The following is a 16,271-nucleotide window of genomic DNA, read 5'->3' as shown; positions in this document are numbered from 1 at the left end:
ACAGCTTTTTTCTTAATGAGAGAGTTGGCCATTGTTATATACGGAGGTTAATTTTTTCGCTAATTCTGGTAAAGAGTGATATGGTTACATTAAATTGAATACGGCTGACTAAATTAGGCAGTTTATTGAAAAAATAAAGATAGTGTAGTTGGTAAAAGTAATAAGCTTGGGATGTGACTATATGAAGTATAATAAAGCAGTAATGACGAAATTAATTAACCAGCACAGGGATTTACATGATGAGTTAAAGAAGATAAAAGTGGAAATGGGCCTAGAAAAAAATTTGGCGATTAAGGCGCTATTTCATTCAGCTGTTGCAGACAATGGTCCATATATGAAAGAGTATCAAGACTTAGAGCGATTGCAATAAATGCAGCACCTTGCTTCGGCTAACGGCGAATCAAGGTGTTCTTTTATTTAGGTTCTATGTCAAATGTTGGGGTGAAGTGATATTACACGGCACCCCGATTATCCTAAATGAACCCCAATTTTCTTATATAAATTATTTAATAAAATTTTCGCTTTAAAGTGTTCATAGCTTCTAAAACCATAAGCATTGCGCTTCAAAACTTTTGATTTATTATTAATTCCTTCTAAAAAACCATTTGAATATCCAAAACTTAAACTATTTAAAATTTCAACTTGCCAATTTTTTAGCGTTTGAATAGCCTTTAAAAATGCCGGAATATTTGCTTCTTCTACCTTTCGGTAAAAGGCTTCTAATCTTTTTTTTATTTCTATCAAATCATTTGAAGTTTTTGCCCAATCAAACCATTCGCAGTAAGCTTCTTTTAATTCATAGGCTTGCTTTAGTTCCTTCGACATTCCTATGTAACGATTTAAGTACCAACGATTCGTTTCTGTTAACTTATCAAATCGTTTATATAGTACATGACGCATTTTCTTACATTTCTTTCGATCATATGCATGCCATTCTTTTTGAACATTTCGACGTACTTCATCTAGTGCCCAGTAAATATAACGACAATAATGAAAGCGATCCGCAATAATAATCGGGCGATTTAACGCCTTCCTAACTGCTGCTTTAAAGCTTGGATTCATGTCCATAACCACAATTTCTACATCTGCACCGTATTTCATCAAGTAATCCTTAATGGTTTCTTTTCTACGATTTGGTAAAATATCAATTGGTTCATGTGTTTCCGCATTGGCAATAATTAATTGATAAGTTCCCGCATCGGTATCTGCTTTATATTCATCAATCGCGATACATTTTGGTAAATGAACCCCTTCATTTAATTGTTCCTTTACTACTTCTTTAAAGCGACGAATCACTGTTGAGCTTGATGTACCAAGTACTTCAGCTGCTTCTTTAAATGTTTTTGCCTTTATTGAACGGATTCGTACAACTTGATTCCATTCTTTCGAGAAACGTTGATATTTATCCACGAAAGGGGATTTTTCTGAAAAACGTTTCCCACATTGGCATACATAACGACGACGTTTATAAAAAAGGACGGTTAATCGTTCAAACCATTTTAAATGATTAATTTTTTGAATTCGATAATCATGGACTTTTGATGTTATATTCTTGCATGCCGGACATTGATGTTCTTTTTTTGGTATGGAAACGTGTAGAACAATACGTTCCCCCATCTCCTCCACCTTATGAACAGTTACACCTTTTAATCCTGGAATATTCATGTTAAAATTCATTTGCACGTATCACCTTTCATTGCTTGTTTCTAGACAATTCAAGTATATAGAAATCGGTGATTACGTGCTTTTTTATTTATGAATTTTTTCAAACCCCAACAAATATTATAGAGCCTTTATTTATAATGTCTCCGGTCACTCATTATGTATTTTCAAAGCTATGAGCATTATTAATCCAATTTTATCCGGTACATAGTATAATGTAAGCGAAAATACAGACAGTATGGAAGGGAGCCGTTAAAATGGCACAATCTTTAAATGGAAAAGTCGCATTTATCACTGGTGCAGCAAGAGGTATTGGCAAAGCAACTGCACTTCACTTAGCAAAAGAGGGCGTAAATGTTGGCTTAGTTGCAAAAACGGAACCAGCCTTAAAAGAAGTGGCAGAGGAAATTGCAAGTTTAGGTGTTAGTGTCGCTTATGCAGTTGCTGATGTTTCATCTAAAGAGCAAGTAGAATCAGCTATTAGTTCACTAACAGAGAATTTAGGTACTGCTGATATCTTAATCAACAATGCAGGGATTGCAACATTTGATACAGTTTTAAATATGGATCCAGAAGAATGGAAAAAAATCATTGATGTAAATTTAATGGGTACATACTATGTAACACGTGCCGTATTACCTCAATTGATTGAAAAAAATGGTGGAGACATTATTAATATTTCATCGACAAGTGGTTTAAATGGGGCAGCTACTTCCAGTGCATATAGTGCATCAAAATTTGGTGTTATTGGTTTTACTGAATCATTAGCTCAAGAAGTTCGCCGAAATAATATTCGTGTTTCAGCTTTAACACCTAGTACTGTAGCAACAGATTTGGCGCTTGACTTAAATTTAATTAAAGAAAACAACGACGCTAAGCTAATTCAAGCAGAAGACATTGCTGAATTTATCGTGGACCAATTAAAACTAAATCCACGCGTATATGTAAAGACTGCAAGCTTTGTTGCAACAAATCCATTCTAACTATAACTTGAGAGTAAAAATAGAGTTAAAAAAATCCTTATCAATGGTTCTGATAAGGATTTTTTATTTTATCTAAAGGTTAACGATACATTATTTTTCTAACTTGATTCCAATGGAGGAACCATTCCTTGTATCATCAGCAACTCCCTTAAATAATCCATTCTCATGATCGATTAATATACTTTGAACATTTCCGATTGTTGTAGGTGTGTCACCGAATGAATGGCCCATTCCGTTTAATTTCAAAATGACGCTTTTTGGAATCTCCTCTTCATAACGGTAAGAATTAAGGTTATTTGTATAGATGCGCGGCTCTGCAATTGCATCTTCAAGACTCATATCATATTCAATAACATTGACTATCGTTTGTAATACGGATGTGATGATTGTTGGGCCTCCAGGTGATCCTACCGTTAGCACTGGTTTCCCATCTTCAAAAACAATTGTAGGAGTCATACTGCTCAATGGACGTTTATTTGGTTGTACCTCGTTCGCACCACCAGGGATTGCATCAAAGTCAGTTAATTCATTATTCAGCATAAACCCATAGCCAGGCACCATAATACCCGAACCAAAAACTTGCTCAATTGTTGTCGTATAGGAAACAACATTTCCGTACTTATCTGCTACGGTAAAATGCGTTGTTTCGCCGTATTCTTTATCATCAGGCTGTTTAGTCATATCATAGTTTGCCACACTATTTTCATACTTCCACGGATCTCCCGCTGTCGGGTTTTCGTTCACTTTATTTAAGTCTATTAACTTACTTCTTTCAGCAAGATAATCTTTGTTAAGCAATCCATTTACTGGTACATTAACGAATTCCGGATCTCCCGCGTATACTGCACGATCAGCATAGGCTAAATGCATAGCCTCCGCTAATAGGTGATATTTTTCCCAAGAGCTTGTGTCATACTGAGAAAGATCAAAACCATCTAAGATGCCTAGCATTTGTAAAAGGAAGACACCACCCGAGCTTGGCGGCGGCATACTTGCAATGTCATAGCCTTGATATTTACCCCAAATAGGCTCATCAATTGTAGGGTTATAGTTTGCTAAATCCTCGGGAGTCATAGAACCACCAAATTGCTGCACTGTTTTAGCTAAAGCATTTCCAATTTCACCATAATAAAAAGCATCTGCCCCTTTTTCACTAATTAAAGTTAAGGTTTTTGCTAAATCTTTTTGTACAAGAAGATCGCCTTCCTCAAGAGGTTTATTATTTTTGAAGAAAACATTCTTTGCAGCCGTACGTAATAATTTATCTTTAGAATTTGCAATCTCCTGAGCTAGATAATCATTGACGGGGAAGCCATTTTTTGCAAGTGTGATGGAAGGCTTGATTAGTTCTTCCATTGAGCGAGATCCCCATAAAGCATGTGCTAATTCTAGCCCTTTAAGTGTACCAGGCACGCCTACAGATGTCCCGTGCTGTACGCGCTCATTAAATGGAATTGGATTGCCATCTTCATCTAAAAACATATCAGGTGTAGCACCAGCTGGAGCACGCTCGCGGCTGTTGATGATGGTTGTTTCCTTCGTATTGCCGTCATAAACCATCATAAATCCTCCACCACCAATACCGGACATCATTGGTTCAACTACTGTTAAAGCATACTGTATAGCAATAGCAGCATCGATGGCATTGCCACCTCGCTCAAGTACCTCTGCACCAATTTGGGTAGCTAACCCATGGGAAGTAGATACCATCCCACCATTAGCTGTTGCAACTAAATCATAATTGCCATAATCTGTGTCGTAAATTCCCTTGTAATTTTTGGCCTGTCCTGTTAATGGTAAAACGCCAACAACTAGAATCGAAACTAAAAGGAAAACGCTGAATTGTTTTAGAAACTTTCTAATCTTCCTCTCCCCCTTTTCAATTATTTATAGATGAATAAAGCTACTTTCATCTATCACTTAACACTAAAGTGTCTATTAAAAATATATTCTTTTAAGTTTAGTAATATTCCATTTAGGTATTAGTATTCTAGTTTTTTATAGTTAGTAGCTTTTAAGAATCTATTAATTTTATTGTATATATCTTATAAACAGGGGAATATATAGTCTTAAAAGAAGGAATAAAGGCGTGTAGCTTATAGGAAATTTTTTGATGAACCAATAAGAGTATTTTTTATTCGATTAATAAAAACAGCCCGCTTAGAAGTTGAACAACCAGTTAACTTCTAAGTGGGCTTTCAATTTTATTGTTTCAACTCAATGACAATTGGTTCAAGTTCGATTTCATTATGACCTTGTCCAGAACCAAGACTTGCGATTTCAACAGTTTGAATAATGAGTTTACTCGCACATTCTTGTATAGCACCGAATGAAGTAGTTCCTTTAAATGTTTTCCCATTATCAGGTGATACACCGCCACCACCTGTACCATTAATATACACATGACCGAGATCATCAGTCACATAGAATACGGGTGTCACACTAGGCCATTGTTCTAGCAGTTCATCTGTTACCGCTTGCTCATATGAAATAACGGTTGATACATCTGTAAACTCAACAGATTGTAGCGTGAAGCTCACGTCTTTGTGTTGAATGGTTTCATTTACAAGCTGTATATCTCCGTCTAAACGGTCTAATGAAAAATCGAATGACCAATCACCCTTAACCTCTAAATCATTGGACATACTATAAAAAGCATGGGGCGACCAGGTAACTTCCACAGTTTCAGGATATTTTCCGTCCTTAAAATGTGGTGTGAATGTTGATAATCCAACATAGCGTGTATCGCTAATTTTAGTAATTTGATTACTACCGCCGCTACCGCTTGCACCAACGATATCAAACCAATTTGGCGCACTTATTTTCATCGCTTCTCCAAAATCATGATCAGTCTCAATGGCGAACGATACAGTAATGTTCGTTCCATCATATACCGCATTATCAATCATGACTGTAATACCATTGCTTGTTTCTGTAAGACCAATATCAGTAGAGAAGGCCTCAAAATTTTTATAGTGTTGCTCTTCGTCATTAAAATAATTAATGACATTATCCATAAACGGAATTTGTGATGCAAGGGACGGGAATGCAAAACCTGTTGCAGTACTCGCTCCAACAATAATAACAGCAGCAACGGCAATATTATGCCAAAAAGGTGCTTTTTTCCGTTTTTTAAGTACATGTTGTTTGACGCGTGCCTTTTCAATGTCTGTTACGTCTAGTAACTCAAGTTGATCGATATCCATATCTATCCATTCTTTCATACTCATACAAATAGCTCCTTTAACTTGGAATTTGTAGCTAATATTTTCTTACCTCGATACAACCGATTATCGACTGCAGCCTTTGATATATCTAGATTGTCAGCAATTTCACTATTTGAAAGCTCCAAATAATATTTCATTATAAAAATATCGCGGTCAATTTCCTTTAATTGACTAAGCGCAAATAATATTGCGTTTTTTTCTTCTTTTTTCAATACAGATACATCTGTTTGTAAAAAACTTGCTTTCTGTTCTAATGGTGTGTCCGGTTGTTCATGTGCAATCTGCTTTTTTGTTTGACGGTATCGATCAATGGCTTTGTACTTCGTAATCATGCCAATCCATTTTTTAAAATCTTGAATGTCGCCTTGAAACTGATAAGCATTTTGCCAAACGGTTAGAAAAACATCATTGATACATTCATCAATATCTGTTTGCTTCATATTGTGTAAAATTTTTGTGGCAATGGTTTTCACGAGTGGCATATAGGCATCAATGATATACTCCAGTGCATCTTCTTTTTGTGTTTTTAATCTACTAATAAAGTTTATCGATGAACTTTTCATTTACTCTGCTCCTTATTTGATTGAAAAAGCTTTTTCATAAAGTACAACGAAGGGTCTAAGTGTTTATTCTCAAAAAAATTCAATTATTTCCTTATTTATTCATTAGGCTAATTTTTACTTAGGGTTATATTGCTGTCAATTTTATTGATGATATTCCAATTGTGGGGGATAGGGAGGTGAATATGAAAGATAAATTCAATAATTTTAATGTTTATGTCAATAGAGTTGTATTGCAAAAATTAAACAATTATTTATAACCCCGTCCTAAATTTAGAACGGGGTTAGGCTTGCTTTAGCTTTTGAAATTAAATAAACTTCAGATTTATCCAACTATAATTTATCCTTCTCGTAAGATAGGAAGTGTGCAACAACGAAATGAGCCGCCGGATTTAATAATTTCTGTAATATCGACTTCAATAACCTCAAAGCCCCGGCTACGAAGTTGTTTGTTTACTCTTTCATTGACTGGCAAACTTAGTAGTCTTTTGTTGCCGATGCTTAATACATTTGTACCTAGTTGAAATTGTTCTTCTTCCGAAACTTCAATTAAATCATAGCGGGAAGCAAAAAGCTCGATGTCTTTTTTCGACAAGGCTTTTGGATAAACTAAAGCCACATCAGGTGACACGACATTAAATACACAATCCAGATGCAAATATTTTTCTTTAAAATCAATGGTAATTACATTAAATTTATTTAAAAGACGCTGTAATTGATCAGCTGCCTTTTGATCTGTCCGATTACTAAGGCCTACGTATATTGTATCTCGGTCTATTATAACGTCTCCACCTTCAATCCGTTCCTCGACCAAATTATAATAAGAGATTTCTTCATCCTCTAGCCATTGTTTTAAAACGTTTTCCTCTCCTGCACGAACATCTGTAGCCATGTTGGCAACAAAGATTGTTTGTCCTAGTGTAAACCCTATATCTCGTGTAAACACCTGTTCAGGATATTTTTTATGATAAGGTAATAGGATAACATCAATATCATTATTTTTAAGCGTGTTAACAAATTCATCGTGCTGCTCAAGGGCACGTTCAATATGAATACCTTCATCCTTAAAGTGCTCCTGTGTTTCATTAATTACTTCGCGGATTGTCATATACTGTGGCTGACAAAGAATTACTCGCTTTAATGTATCGTATTCACTCATACAAAAGGTCTTGTGATTAGTCTTTTCACGTTCTTCCATTTCTTAGCCACCCTATCTTCACTTTTTTATCTAGGTTTTCCTAAACAATGATTATTATTACAACCAGATATTAAGAAAATTCTTTTGCGGCATGGGAAATTTAACAATAAAAATCACTACTTAATGGTTAACCATTAAGTAATGTATTTGCTATTTTTGTTCTAACGAAAAAGGGACTAACCCAGAAATCTTACTTTCCGGATTAATCCCTTTAAAAGTTCCTACTTATTTAGCAGTGTATCCACCATCAACGAAGACTGTAGTACCTGTTACAAAATCATTTTCAGCTAAGAAAACTACTGCATGTGCGATTTCTTCTGGATTACCTAGTCGGCCGATTGGATGTTTAGCAACTAAGCCATCATAAAAATCACCAAGAGATTCTTTATTAACCATGCCAGATTCAATAAAACCAGGTGCAACTGCATTTACTCGAATATTACGATCGGCATATTCCAACGCAACTGATTTTGTAATTAAGTTAACGGCTCCCTTACTTGCTGCATATGGAGTAGAAGTTGGTTCACCAACGCTTCCTAAAATAGAGGAAGTGTTAATGATAGAGCCGCCTCCAGATTTAAGCATCTCACGAATAGCATATTTGATGCCATAAAATACGCCATCTTGGTTAACGGCAATAACACGTTTGTACTCTTCATCAGTTAATTCGTGAGTAGGTTTTTGAACTCCAACGCCTGCATTGTTAAAGATTACATCTAGTTGGCCAAATTGGTTTACAGCTTGTGAAACAAGATTTTCTACGGATTTTTCATCAGCAACATTTACTGCTACAAATAAAACATCAGAATATTTTTCTTTTAATTCTTTTTCTACTTTTTCTCCTGCTTCTTGGTTGTAATCACCAATCACAACTTTGGAACCTTTATCTAAAAAAGCTTTCGCAGTAGCTAGTCCAATACCAGAAGCACCACCAGTAACGATTACAACTTTGCCATTTAAATCTGTCATAATAGAATTCCTCCTTAAAGTAATTAGAAAACAATCTAATATATTGTTTAGTATTTTCTTCTTTTTATACTACAAACAGTACCTATTGCTTACCCGACAAATATAAAGATTATTTGAGTTAAATTGTGCAAAAATAAAGGGTAATAGAAAAAGGTCAGTGAATTTAGTACAAATTAATCATAGCTCTAAATTTGTCGATTGTCGACAAAAAAGCTTAAGGGTTTTTATTTACTTAACCCCTAACTTAATTGTCTCATATATAGCTTTATTCGCTTTAGCAAAGTCTGACTCAAGCATTGCTGCTCCAAAATCTTTTAATTTACAATGAAAGTTTTCCATTGTTTTTATGGTCCATTGAACTTGGGCAAACACTTTTAGGATGCTATTTGCCTCTTCATAAAATCTTATAAGAGCTTTATTATTTGCAATAGATAAAATGTATCTTAAAAGTTGTTCAAGTTTTATTTGATATTCTATTACATTTTTCTTTTCATATTCAGTAGATACTTCATTAAAGTACTCCTTGAATTTTAGTTTATGCTCTTCATTCCACTTATTACTTAAATAATTTACTGCCACTCGAATCAATTCGATTATTACATCGTTGTATTCTTCAATCTCACTTTTAGTAAAGGACTTTACAACCGTACCACGTCTTGGCATCCTTTCCACAATTCCATCTACCTGTAATAAGTAAAGTGCTTCTCGAACAGGTGCCCGACTTGTATTTAATTCCTTGGAAATGTCTTCTTCTACAATTTTATCTCCAGCTTTAAATTCACCTTCAATAATTTTCTTTAAAATATGCTTATAAATTTGCAATGATAACGGCTCTCCAAAACCGGAATTGCCAGAAAAGTTAATAGTATTCAAAGACATATATAAATCGACGCTCCATCTACTTGTGAAATTTTATTTATAGTTTAGTATACATGAAAATGTAGGAAATTAGGCCGGAAGTTGTTAGACTTGTACGTTTTATTAAAATAACAATGCATTTTTTTAACTTTTACAATACTACTGTTTTTCAGTTATATTTTAATGTGGAGTCAGCTAACTCGTTCTTTATAAAGAAGTTGAAAAATCATGCTAGATGATGTTCTAGCATGATTTTAATAAATATGGAATATATAGTTCGAGTGTTAAATAGTATGCCTATTAAAAGCCTGACCTCATGAAAAATAAGCTATGCCTGCATGCCTTAAGACAATACTGCTCTTTACCAAAGGCCAAGTACTTTCCACCATAATCCACCAATGAGCAACCAAATCACGAGGTGAATCAGTGAAATAACAAGCCCAATTCCCCACCATTTTTCTTGTGTAACATAACCTGCTCCAAAGAATACAGGAGCTGGTCCGCTGCCATAATTCGTTAAACATCCGAATAAATTACTGAAAAATGCAAGAACCAATGCTGAAACTAACGGTGGTGCACCAGCAGCAACGATGACTGATAGAAAAGCACCGTACATTGCACTTACATGCGCGGTATTACTTGCGAAAAAGTAATGAGAATAGAAATATAAAATTGCAAGTACGACTAACGCAATAATCCAGGATGTTTGGCCAATCATACCTTGTACCATTTGGCTGAACCAAGGGATCATACCTGTGCTATTTAAAAACATGGCCATCATGACTAAGACTGAAAACCAAATTAAAGTATCCCATGCACCTTGCTCTTGCTTTATATCAGACCATGTTAACACTTGGGTAAGCAGTAATAACACTAATCCTATAAAAGCTGTAACAGTTGTATCAAGATTAAAACTTGAGCCAAAAATCCATAAAACAATTAAAAGGAGGAAAATGCCAATCATAAACCATTCTTCTCTTTTTAAAGGTCCCATCTCATCAAGCTTTTTCTTCGCCTCTACAGTAGCAGATGGGGTCTCTTTTATCTCTGGTGGGTAGAGTTTATAAATGACAAATGGAATTACTATTAAACTAATTAGCCCTGGTACTATAGCAGCTACCATCCAGCCTACCCAAGAAATTGTAGTGCCTGTAATATCTTCTGCTATCTTTGCAGCCAAGGGGTTAGCAGCCATAGCAGTTAAAAACATAGCAGAAGTAATCATATTTGCCTGAAAAGAAGTTGTAGTTAAAAAAGCTCCTATTTTTCTTTCCGTACCATCACCAGTTCTCGAACCATAAGTTTCAGACAATGAACGAATAATAGGTAATAAAATCCCTCCGGCACGCGCTGTATTTGATGGCATTGCTGGAGAAAGGATTAAATCACTAGCAATAAGAGAATAAGATAATCCTAAAGTTTTTTTCCCAAATAATCGAACAAAAATATAAGCAACTCGTGTACCAAGCCCTGTTTTAATAAAGCCTCTAGAAATGAAAAATGCTATAACGATTAACCAAATAGTAGAGTTTTGAAATCCACTTAACGCTTCTTCAAGTGTTAAAGTGTTTGTAATCATAATGACTGTTAAAGCCAAAATGGCCATACTCCCCATTGGGATAGGTTTTATAATAAGCCCAATAATGGTTGCAACAAAAATGGCAAATAAATGCCATGCCTGAACTTGTAAGCCTTCTGGAGGGGGAATAAACCAAATGATTGCACCTATTAGGACAACCACCATTAATGGAATTAATTTTACTTCCTGTTTTTCTTTTTTTCGATTCAATTTCTTGAACCTCCTTCCAAAAGCGCAAAATTGACAGCATAGACATCGCCGCATTATAATGCCCGTTCATGATAAAACGGTATAAAGTTCAAATGAACATATAAAATAAAGTGCTCTACTATCAATGCTGTTATTCGCTTACTCGCAATAATTATTTCAAGCTTTGTCGAAAAATGCGATATATATGCTTGTGGAAAATGAGTGTCTACAGCATTAAGTAGAAATCTATAATGGTAAGAAAGAGAGTTTAATCAAAAATAATGCTAAATTTTCAAGCTGCTATAGATATAAAATTGGAAGAAACAGGTGAGTTTAAAGAGGATTTTTATATTTCTAGTATAATAATTTTAGTTAACTCCTCTAAAAGTCTAATCTATTGGAAATTACAAACATATACTATTTTGAAAATTAGCACTGATAGGTGGTGAATTATATGCAATTTTATCCGCCAAATCCTAGAAGGAGGCCAATTCCTCCAGTATATAGGCAAAGGGTTGCACCTCCTAGTCAAATTCAAAGACAGGACGATTCACTCTATTACCTAAATCAGGTAAGAAGACAGGATGAACCTTTCCTTCCTCCAAATAATCAACCTCAAGTTTCTCGACTTAGAAGATTTCCAGATCATTTAAATACCATTTATGGACATATGGGAACAATAAGAAATGGGGTTGATATGATGAGACAACTAGGGGCATTTTTAAGTAGATTTAGATAGTTTACCTCGAGTGAGTGAATATATTTTGAGGGCTGTCTAGAAAGTAAAAATCCTAAACAGCCCTATTTTTTCGAGTGTGGAAAGAAAAAATTGCAAAGAAGAGTTAAAAAACAATTATTTCATCTTCTGAGAATTACATAACTAATTAAAAAGAAGTCACTTTGCATTGACTGCAAAATGACTTCTTTTGTTTAAAGATATAGGATGATTATGTTTTGTTCAGCATAAAAAATAACGCAGTAAAACTTATATAACGTTATGTAATAATCATAAACGTTTAACTATTTCGTATTAGATAATCGAAAGCACCTAATGCTGCTGTGGCACCTGATCCCATAGAAATAATGATTTGTTTATATGCACTATCCGTACAGTCTCCTGCAGCAAATACACCAGGGATGTTTGTTTCACCATGTTTATCTACTACAATTTCTCCAAAGCGAGAAAGTTCAACTGTATCGCTTAACCAGTCCGTGTTAGGTACAAGACCAATTTGAACAAATACACCTTGTAACTCAATATGACGTACTTCTCCGGACTCGAGGTCGATGTAAGAAATACCATTCACTTTATCAGTTCCTGTAATTTCTTTAGTTTGTGCATTTGTTAGAACAGTTACATTTGGTAGACTGTAAAGGCGTTTTTGAAGTACTTCATCGGCTTTTAGTTCTGGCTTATACTCAAGAACAGTTACATGTTTCACTATACCTGCGAGATCGATTGCCGCCTCAATACCAGAATTACCGCCTCCGATTACTGCAACATGTTTTCCTGCAAATAATGGTCCGTCGCAATGAGGACAGAATGCTACTCCCTTATTTTTGAACTCTTCTTCGCCAGGTACACCAATATTTCGCCAACGAGCCCCAGTTGAAAGGATAACAGTTTTACTTTTTAATACTGCACCATTTTCAAGTTCAATTTCAATAAGGTCTTTCTTTTCTAAACGTTTGGCGCGCTGTAAATTCATTATATCAATGTCATACTCTTTGACATGTTCTTCCAGGCTTGCCGCAAGTTTAGGACCCTCCGTATATTTCACACTTATAAAGTTCTCAATGCCCATTGTATCCATAACCTGGCCGCCGAAACGTTCGGCCACGATACCTGTACGAATGCCTTTACGGGCTGCATAAATAGCTGCACTTGCGCCAGCTGGTCCACCTCCAACAACAAGTACATCGAAAGGATCTTTGTTGGCCAATTCTGACGCATCAGTTGTACTACCCATTTTCGCAAGAATTTCTTCAAGTGTCATACGACCGCTGCCGAACGATTCGCCATTTAGAAATACGGTCGGCACTGCCATAATGTTTTTGCTTTCTACTTCCTCTTTAAAAGCGGCGCCATCAATCATTGTATGAGAGATGCCTGGGTTAAGAATACTCATTAAGTTCAATGCCTGTACAACATCAGGACAGTTGTGGCAGCTTAGACTAATATAAGTTTCGAAATGATATTCGCCCTTAATCTTCTTCACTTGATCAATGACCTTCTGATCAACCTTTGGAGCTCTTCCACTAACTTGAAGCAGCGCAAGCACTAATGAGGTAAATTCGTGTCCTAAAGGAACACCGGCAAAAGTTACGCCAGTTTCTTCACCGATACGATTTACACTGAAACTTGGTGTCCTATGTAATGTCGTTTTCTCTACTTTAATTTGAGAAGACATAGTAGCTAACTCATCTACTAAGGCAAGCATTTCACGAGATACGTCATCAGTTCCTGCACTCACTTTTAGTAGAATATCGCCCTCCATCAATTGAAGATATTGGGCTAATTGTGCTTTTATATCTGCATCTAAAATCATGTGGTCGTACTCCTTAAATTTTACCTACAAGGTCAAGGCTAGGCTTAAGTGTTTCAGAACCTTCTTTCCATTTAGCTGGGCAAACTTCACCTGGATTGTTGCGAACATATTGTGCAGCTTTAATTTTGTTTACAAGAGTGCTTGCATCACGGCCGATTCCGTCTGCATTGATTTCCATAGCTTGAACAATACCGTCTGGATCGATGATGAATGTACCACGTTGTGCAAGACCTGCTTCTTCATCCAGTACATCAAAGTTGCGAGAAATTTGTTGTGAAGGGTCGCCGATCATAATGTATTCAATTTTACTAATAGCTTCTGAATGATCGTGCCAAGCTTTATGTGTGAAATGTGTATCAGTAGAAACTGAATATACTTCTACTCCAAGCTCTTTTAATGTTGCGTATTCATTTTGTAAGTCTTCTAATTCTGTAGGACATACGAATGTAAAATCTGCTGGGTAAAAACAAACAACACTCCATTTACCTTTAAAGTTTTCTTCTGTAACATTAATAAATTCACCGTTATGATAAGCGGATGCTTTAAATGGTAATACTTCTTTTCCGATTAAAGACATAAATAATTCCTCCTAAAATGTTATGTTTTTAAGACATTTAAATCATAACCAATAATAATTATTGTTAATCAAATTAATTGTGATTAGAACAATTATAAATGAAAATTTATTATTTTATTGGTTATATTATTTTGTCTATATAATAATTATCTTTGCTTTTAGTGGGTGTTGCAATACTTTGGGAGTAATTGTCTAAATCTACACTTAAAAATTACAAATTTCGGACACAAATTAGCATTGTGGGAAGATCAAACATTATCAATTATGATCTATATTTCTCAATTAATGGGAAAATTTGAAGTTTGAGTTCTCACTTTTTAGTTATAAAGAGCTCGAAATTTAAGTGTGTTCATAAAATATACTGCACAAATAAAAGAATAAAAAATAGGTGAAGAAAAACGATTTGTTTTTCTCCACCTGTTTCATTTGAAAATGAAATTATTCGTAAGAAATTTCAACTTCTGGGGAAAGGAACTCCAGATTGTCTGTAATAACAAGGTCTTTATCCTTAAGGCCGTTTGTTACCATAACCATAGAGCCTTTCTTTTCTTTTATTTCAATTTCCTGCCGTTTAGGGTGATTATCTTCAACCACATATACATAGGATTTTCCGTCTTTATCCATCACTGCGGATGAAGGAATAAGTTTCCCCTCAGTTGCTTCGTCGGTAATAAATTGAAGATCAACAATCATACCAGATTTTAATATAAGATTGGGATTGTCAATTTCAATTTCTACAGGATAGCCCTTTCCATTCTCATCTAAAGGGCTAATTGTTTTAACGGTACCATATGTAACTTCCTCAATAGAAATGGCTTTTACTTGTACTTTATCTCCTTGCTTTATGTTATTAATTTCTTCTGCAGGAATATAAGTTAAAACATTTACTTTATCAAGATTAACGACTACTAAGGCTGGACTTTGTGGAGAAACCTGTTCACCCACATCCGTATACTTAAAACCAATTATTCCATCTATCGGAGAAGTTATAGTTGCATTATCTAACTGATCTTTCGCTACTTCAACATCTACTTGTCTTTGCTTCCATGCTTCCTCACTGGCTTGAATTGTTGCAGTGTTTTGAGCGATTTCCGCCTGTTCTTTTGCTTTTGAATAGCCTTCAGAAGCGTTTTGATAACTTTTTGTTGTATTTTCGTATGTTTGTTTTGCTGCACTTAAAGCTTTCTTAGCAGTTGCTAAACTTGTTTCTGCATTTTTATTAGCTATTTTAAGACTGTTCACGTTTGCCTTTGCAGTTTTTAGTGCCGATTCGCTTTTTTCTAAATCAGCTTTAGAGATTAGTGAACCCTCATATAATTTTTCCATACGATCGAAGTTAACTTGAGCATCATTTAAAACGACTTGTGCTTTTTCTAAAGACAATTTAGCATCTTCTACCGAATTTTGCGCCATAGAAACTGCATTTTCAGCCTTCGCTACGGCATCTTTTGCTTGAACCATACCGTTTTGGGCTTGAACCATGCTGTTTTTTGCTTGAACTACACCGCTCTCTGATTGAACAACACTTGATTGATGACCTGCTTCAGCAGAACCAATACTTGCATATGCAGCAGCTTCAGCAGCCTCAGCTTTTTTTACTGAATTAACAAGGTCCTTATCATCAAGCTTTAATAAAACTTGCCCTTTTTCTACACGATCCCCAACTTCAACAGGAAGCTCAACAACTGTTCCTGATAATTTAGGAATAAGTTTTATTTCTTCATTTGGTCTGATTACACCTGAATAGACATTCCCAGTTGCAATTAGCTCATTTTGTACTTTAGCTACTTCAACTGGAATTACTGAATCATTGCCTGGCTGTTTAGCTGAACTAGTACTATTACAGCCAGAAATAATTAAAAGAGTGATTAATGAAAGAGCATAAATTCTAACATTTCTTAATTTGTTCATTACAATCTC

At 35.2% G+C, this 16,271-nt stretch carries 14 protein-coding genes; 3 read left to right on the top strand and 11 right to left on the bottom strand.

From position 1 onward, the window contains the following. Positions 1 to 181: 181 nt before the first annotated feature. Positions 182 to 370 (top strand): hypothetical protein, encoded by a 189-nt coding sequence (locus MKY04_RS21875; protein ID WP_126296300.1) that lies wholly within the window; start codon positions 182 to 184, stop codon positions 368 to 370. A gap of 98 nt (positions 371 to 468) precedes the next feature. Here MKY04_RS21875 and MKY04_RS21870 read toward each other — a convergent pair whose 3' ends face one another. After that, positions 469 to 1,683 carry an ISL3 family transposase gene (locus tag MKY04_RS21870; RefSeq protein ID WP_346234469.1) on the bottom strand — a complete coding sequence of 405 codons (1,215 nt, stop codon included), beginning with the start codon at positions 1,681 to 1,683 and terminating at the stop codon, positions 469 to 471. Between the two features lie 236 nt (positions 1,684 to 1,919). Between MKY04_RS21870 and MKY04_RS21865 the strand changes: the two genes are divergently transcribed. After that, complete coding sequence (locus tag MKY04_RS21865; RefSeq protein ID WP_126296301.1) at positions 1,920 to 2,645, top strand: 3-ketoacyl-ACP reductase; 726 nt, start codon at positions 1,920 to 1,922, stop codon at positions 2,643 to 2,645. A gap of 90 nt (positions 2,646 to 2,735) precedes the next feature. Here MKY04_RS21865 and ggt read toward each other — a convergent pair whose 3' ends face one another. The 7 genes from ggt to MKY04_RS21830 form a co-directional block, all read right to left on the bottom strand. Further along, positions 2,736 to 4,508, bottom strand: coding sequence for a gamma-glutamyltransferase (gene ggt / locus MKY04_RS21860; RefSeq protein WP_346235900.1), 1,773 nt, complete (start codon positions 4,506 to 4,508; stop codon positions 2,736 to 2,738). A 341-nt stretch (positions 4,509 to 4,849) separates the two neighbouring features. Beyond that, positions 4,850 to 5,875: a DUF4179 domain-containing protein gene (locus MKY04_RS21855; protein WP_346235123.1), complete on the bottom strand. Its 1,026-nt coding sequence runs from the start codon at positions 5,873 to 5,875 to the stop codon at positions 4,850 to 4,852. Continuing rightward, positions 5,872 to 6,435, bottom strand: a complete 564-nt coding sequence (locus MKY04_RS21850) for a sigma-70 family RNA polymerase sigma factor (RefSeq protein WP_346235122.1) — start codon at positions 6,433 to 6,435, stop codon at positions 5,872 to 5,874. The genes MKY04_RS21855 and MKY04_RS21850 overlap by 4 nt, the downstream gene beginning before the upstream one ends. Positions 6,436 to 6,772: 337 nt before the next feature. After that, positions 6,773 to 7,630: a dimethylarginine dimethylaminohydrolase family protein gene (locus MKY04_RS21845; protein ID WP_346235121.1), complete on the bottom strand. Its 858-nt coding sequence runs from the start codon at positions 7,628 to 7,630 to the stop codon at positions 6,773 to 6,775. A 225-nt stretch (positions 7,631 to 7,855) separates the two neighbouring features. Then, the gene (locus MKY04_RS21840) at positions 7,856 to 8,599 is read right to left on the bottom strand and encodes an SDR family NAD(P)-dependent oxidoreductase (protein ID WP_346235120.1); all 744 of its coding nucleotides are present in this window, start codon (positions 8,597 to 8,599) and stop codon (positions 7,856 to 7,858) included. Between the two features lie 228 nt (positions 8,600 to 8,827). Continuing rightward, positions 8,828 to 9,478, bottom strand: coding sequence for a GntR family transcriptional regulator (locus tag MKY04_RS21835; RefSeq protein ID WP_126296121.1), 651 nt, complete (start codon positions 9,476 to 9,478; stop codon positions 8,828 to 8,830). Between the two features lie 340 nt (positions 9,479 to 9,818). Further along, the gene (locus tag MKY04_RS21830; RefSeq protein ID WP_281274643.1) at positions 9,819 to 11,246 is read right to left on the bottom strand and encodes an anion permease; all 1,428 of its coding nucleotides are present in this window, start codon (positions 11,244 to 11,246) and stop codon (positions 9,819 to 9,821) included. Between the two features lie 433 nt (positions 11,247 to 11,679). Here MKY04_RS21830 and MKY04_RS21825 point away from each other — a divergent pair, with 433 nt between their 5' ends. Next, complete coding sequence (locus MKY04_RS21825; RefSeq protein ID WP_126296119.1) at positions 11,680 to 11,964, top strand: hypothetical protein; 285 nt, start codon at positions 11,680 to 11,682, stop codon at positions 11,962 to 11,964. 277 nt (positions 11,965 to 12,241) lie between these two features. Here MKY04_RS21825 and ahpF read toward each other — a convergent pair whose 3' ends face one another. The 3 genes from ahpF to MKY04_RS21810 form a co-directional block, all read right to left on the bottom strand. After that, a complete protein-coding gene (ahpF, locus tag MKY04_RS21820; protein WP_346235119.1) occupies positions 12,242 to 13,774 on the bottom strand; it encodes an alkyl hydroperoxide reductase subunit F in 1,533 nt (510 codons plus the stop codon). A 13-nt stretch (positions 13,775 to 13,787) separates the two neighbouring features. Further along, the gene (gene ahpC, locus MKY04_RS21815; RefSeq protein WP_126296117.1) at positions 13,788 to 14,351 is read right to left on the bottom strand and encodes an alkyl hydroperoxide reductase subunit C; all 564 of its coding nucleotides are present in this window, start codon (positions 14,349 to 14,351) and stop codon (positions 13,788 to 13,790) included. Positions 14,352 to 14,789: 438 nt separating this feature from the next. Then, a complete protein-coding gene (locus tag MKY04_RS21810) occupies positions 14,790 to 16,262 on the bottom strand; it encodes an efflux RND transporter periplasmic adaptor subunit (RefSeq protein WP_346235118.1) in 1,473 nt (490 codons plus the stop codon). Positions 16,263 to 16,271: the final 9 nt, after the last annotated feature.

The sequence above is a fragment of the Lysinibacillus telephonicus genome (genome assembly GCF_039654155.1).
Taxonomy (GTDB): Bacteria; Bacillota; Bacilli; order Bacillales_A; family Planococcaceae; genus Ureibacillus; species Ureibacillus telephonicus.
This window is presented reverse-complemented; position numbering and strand designations above follow the sequence as displayed.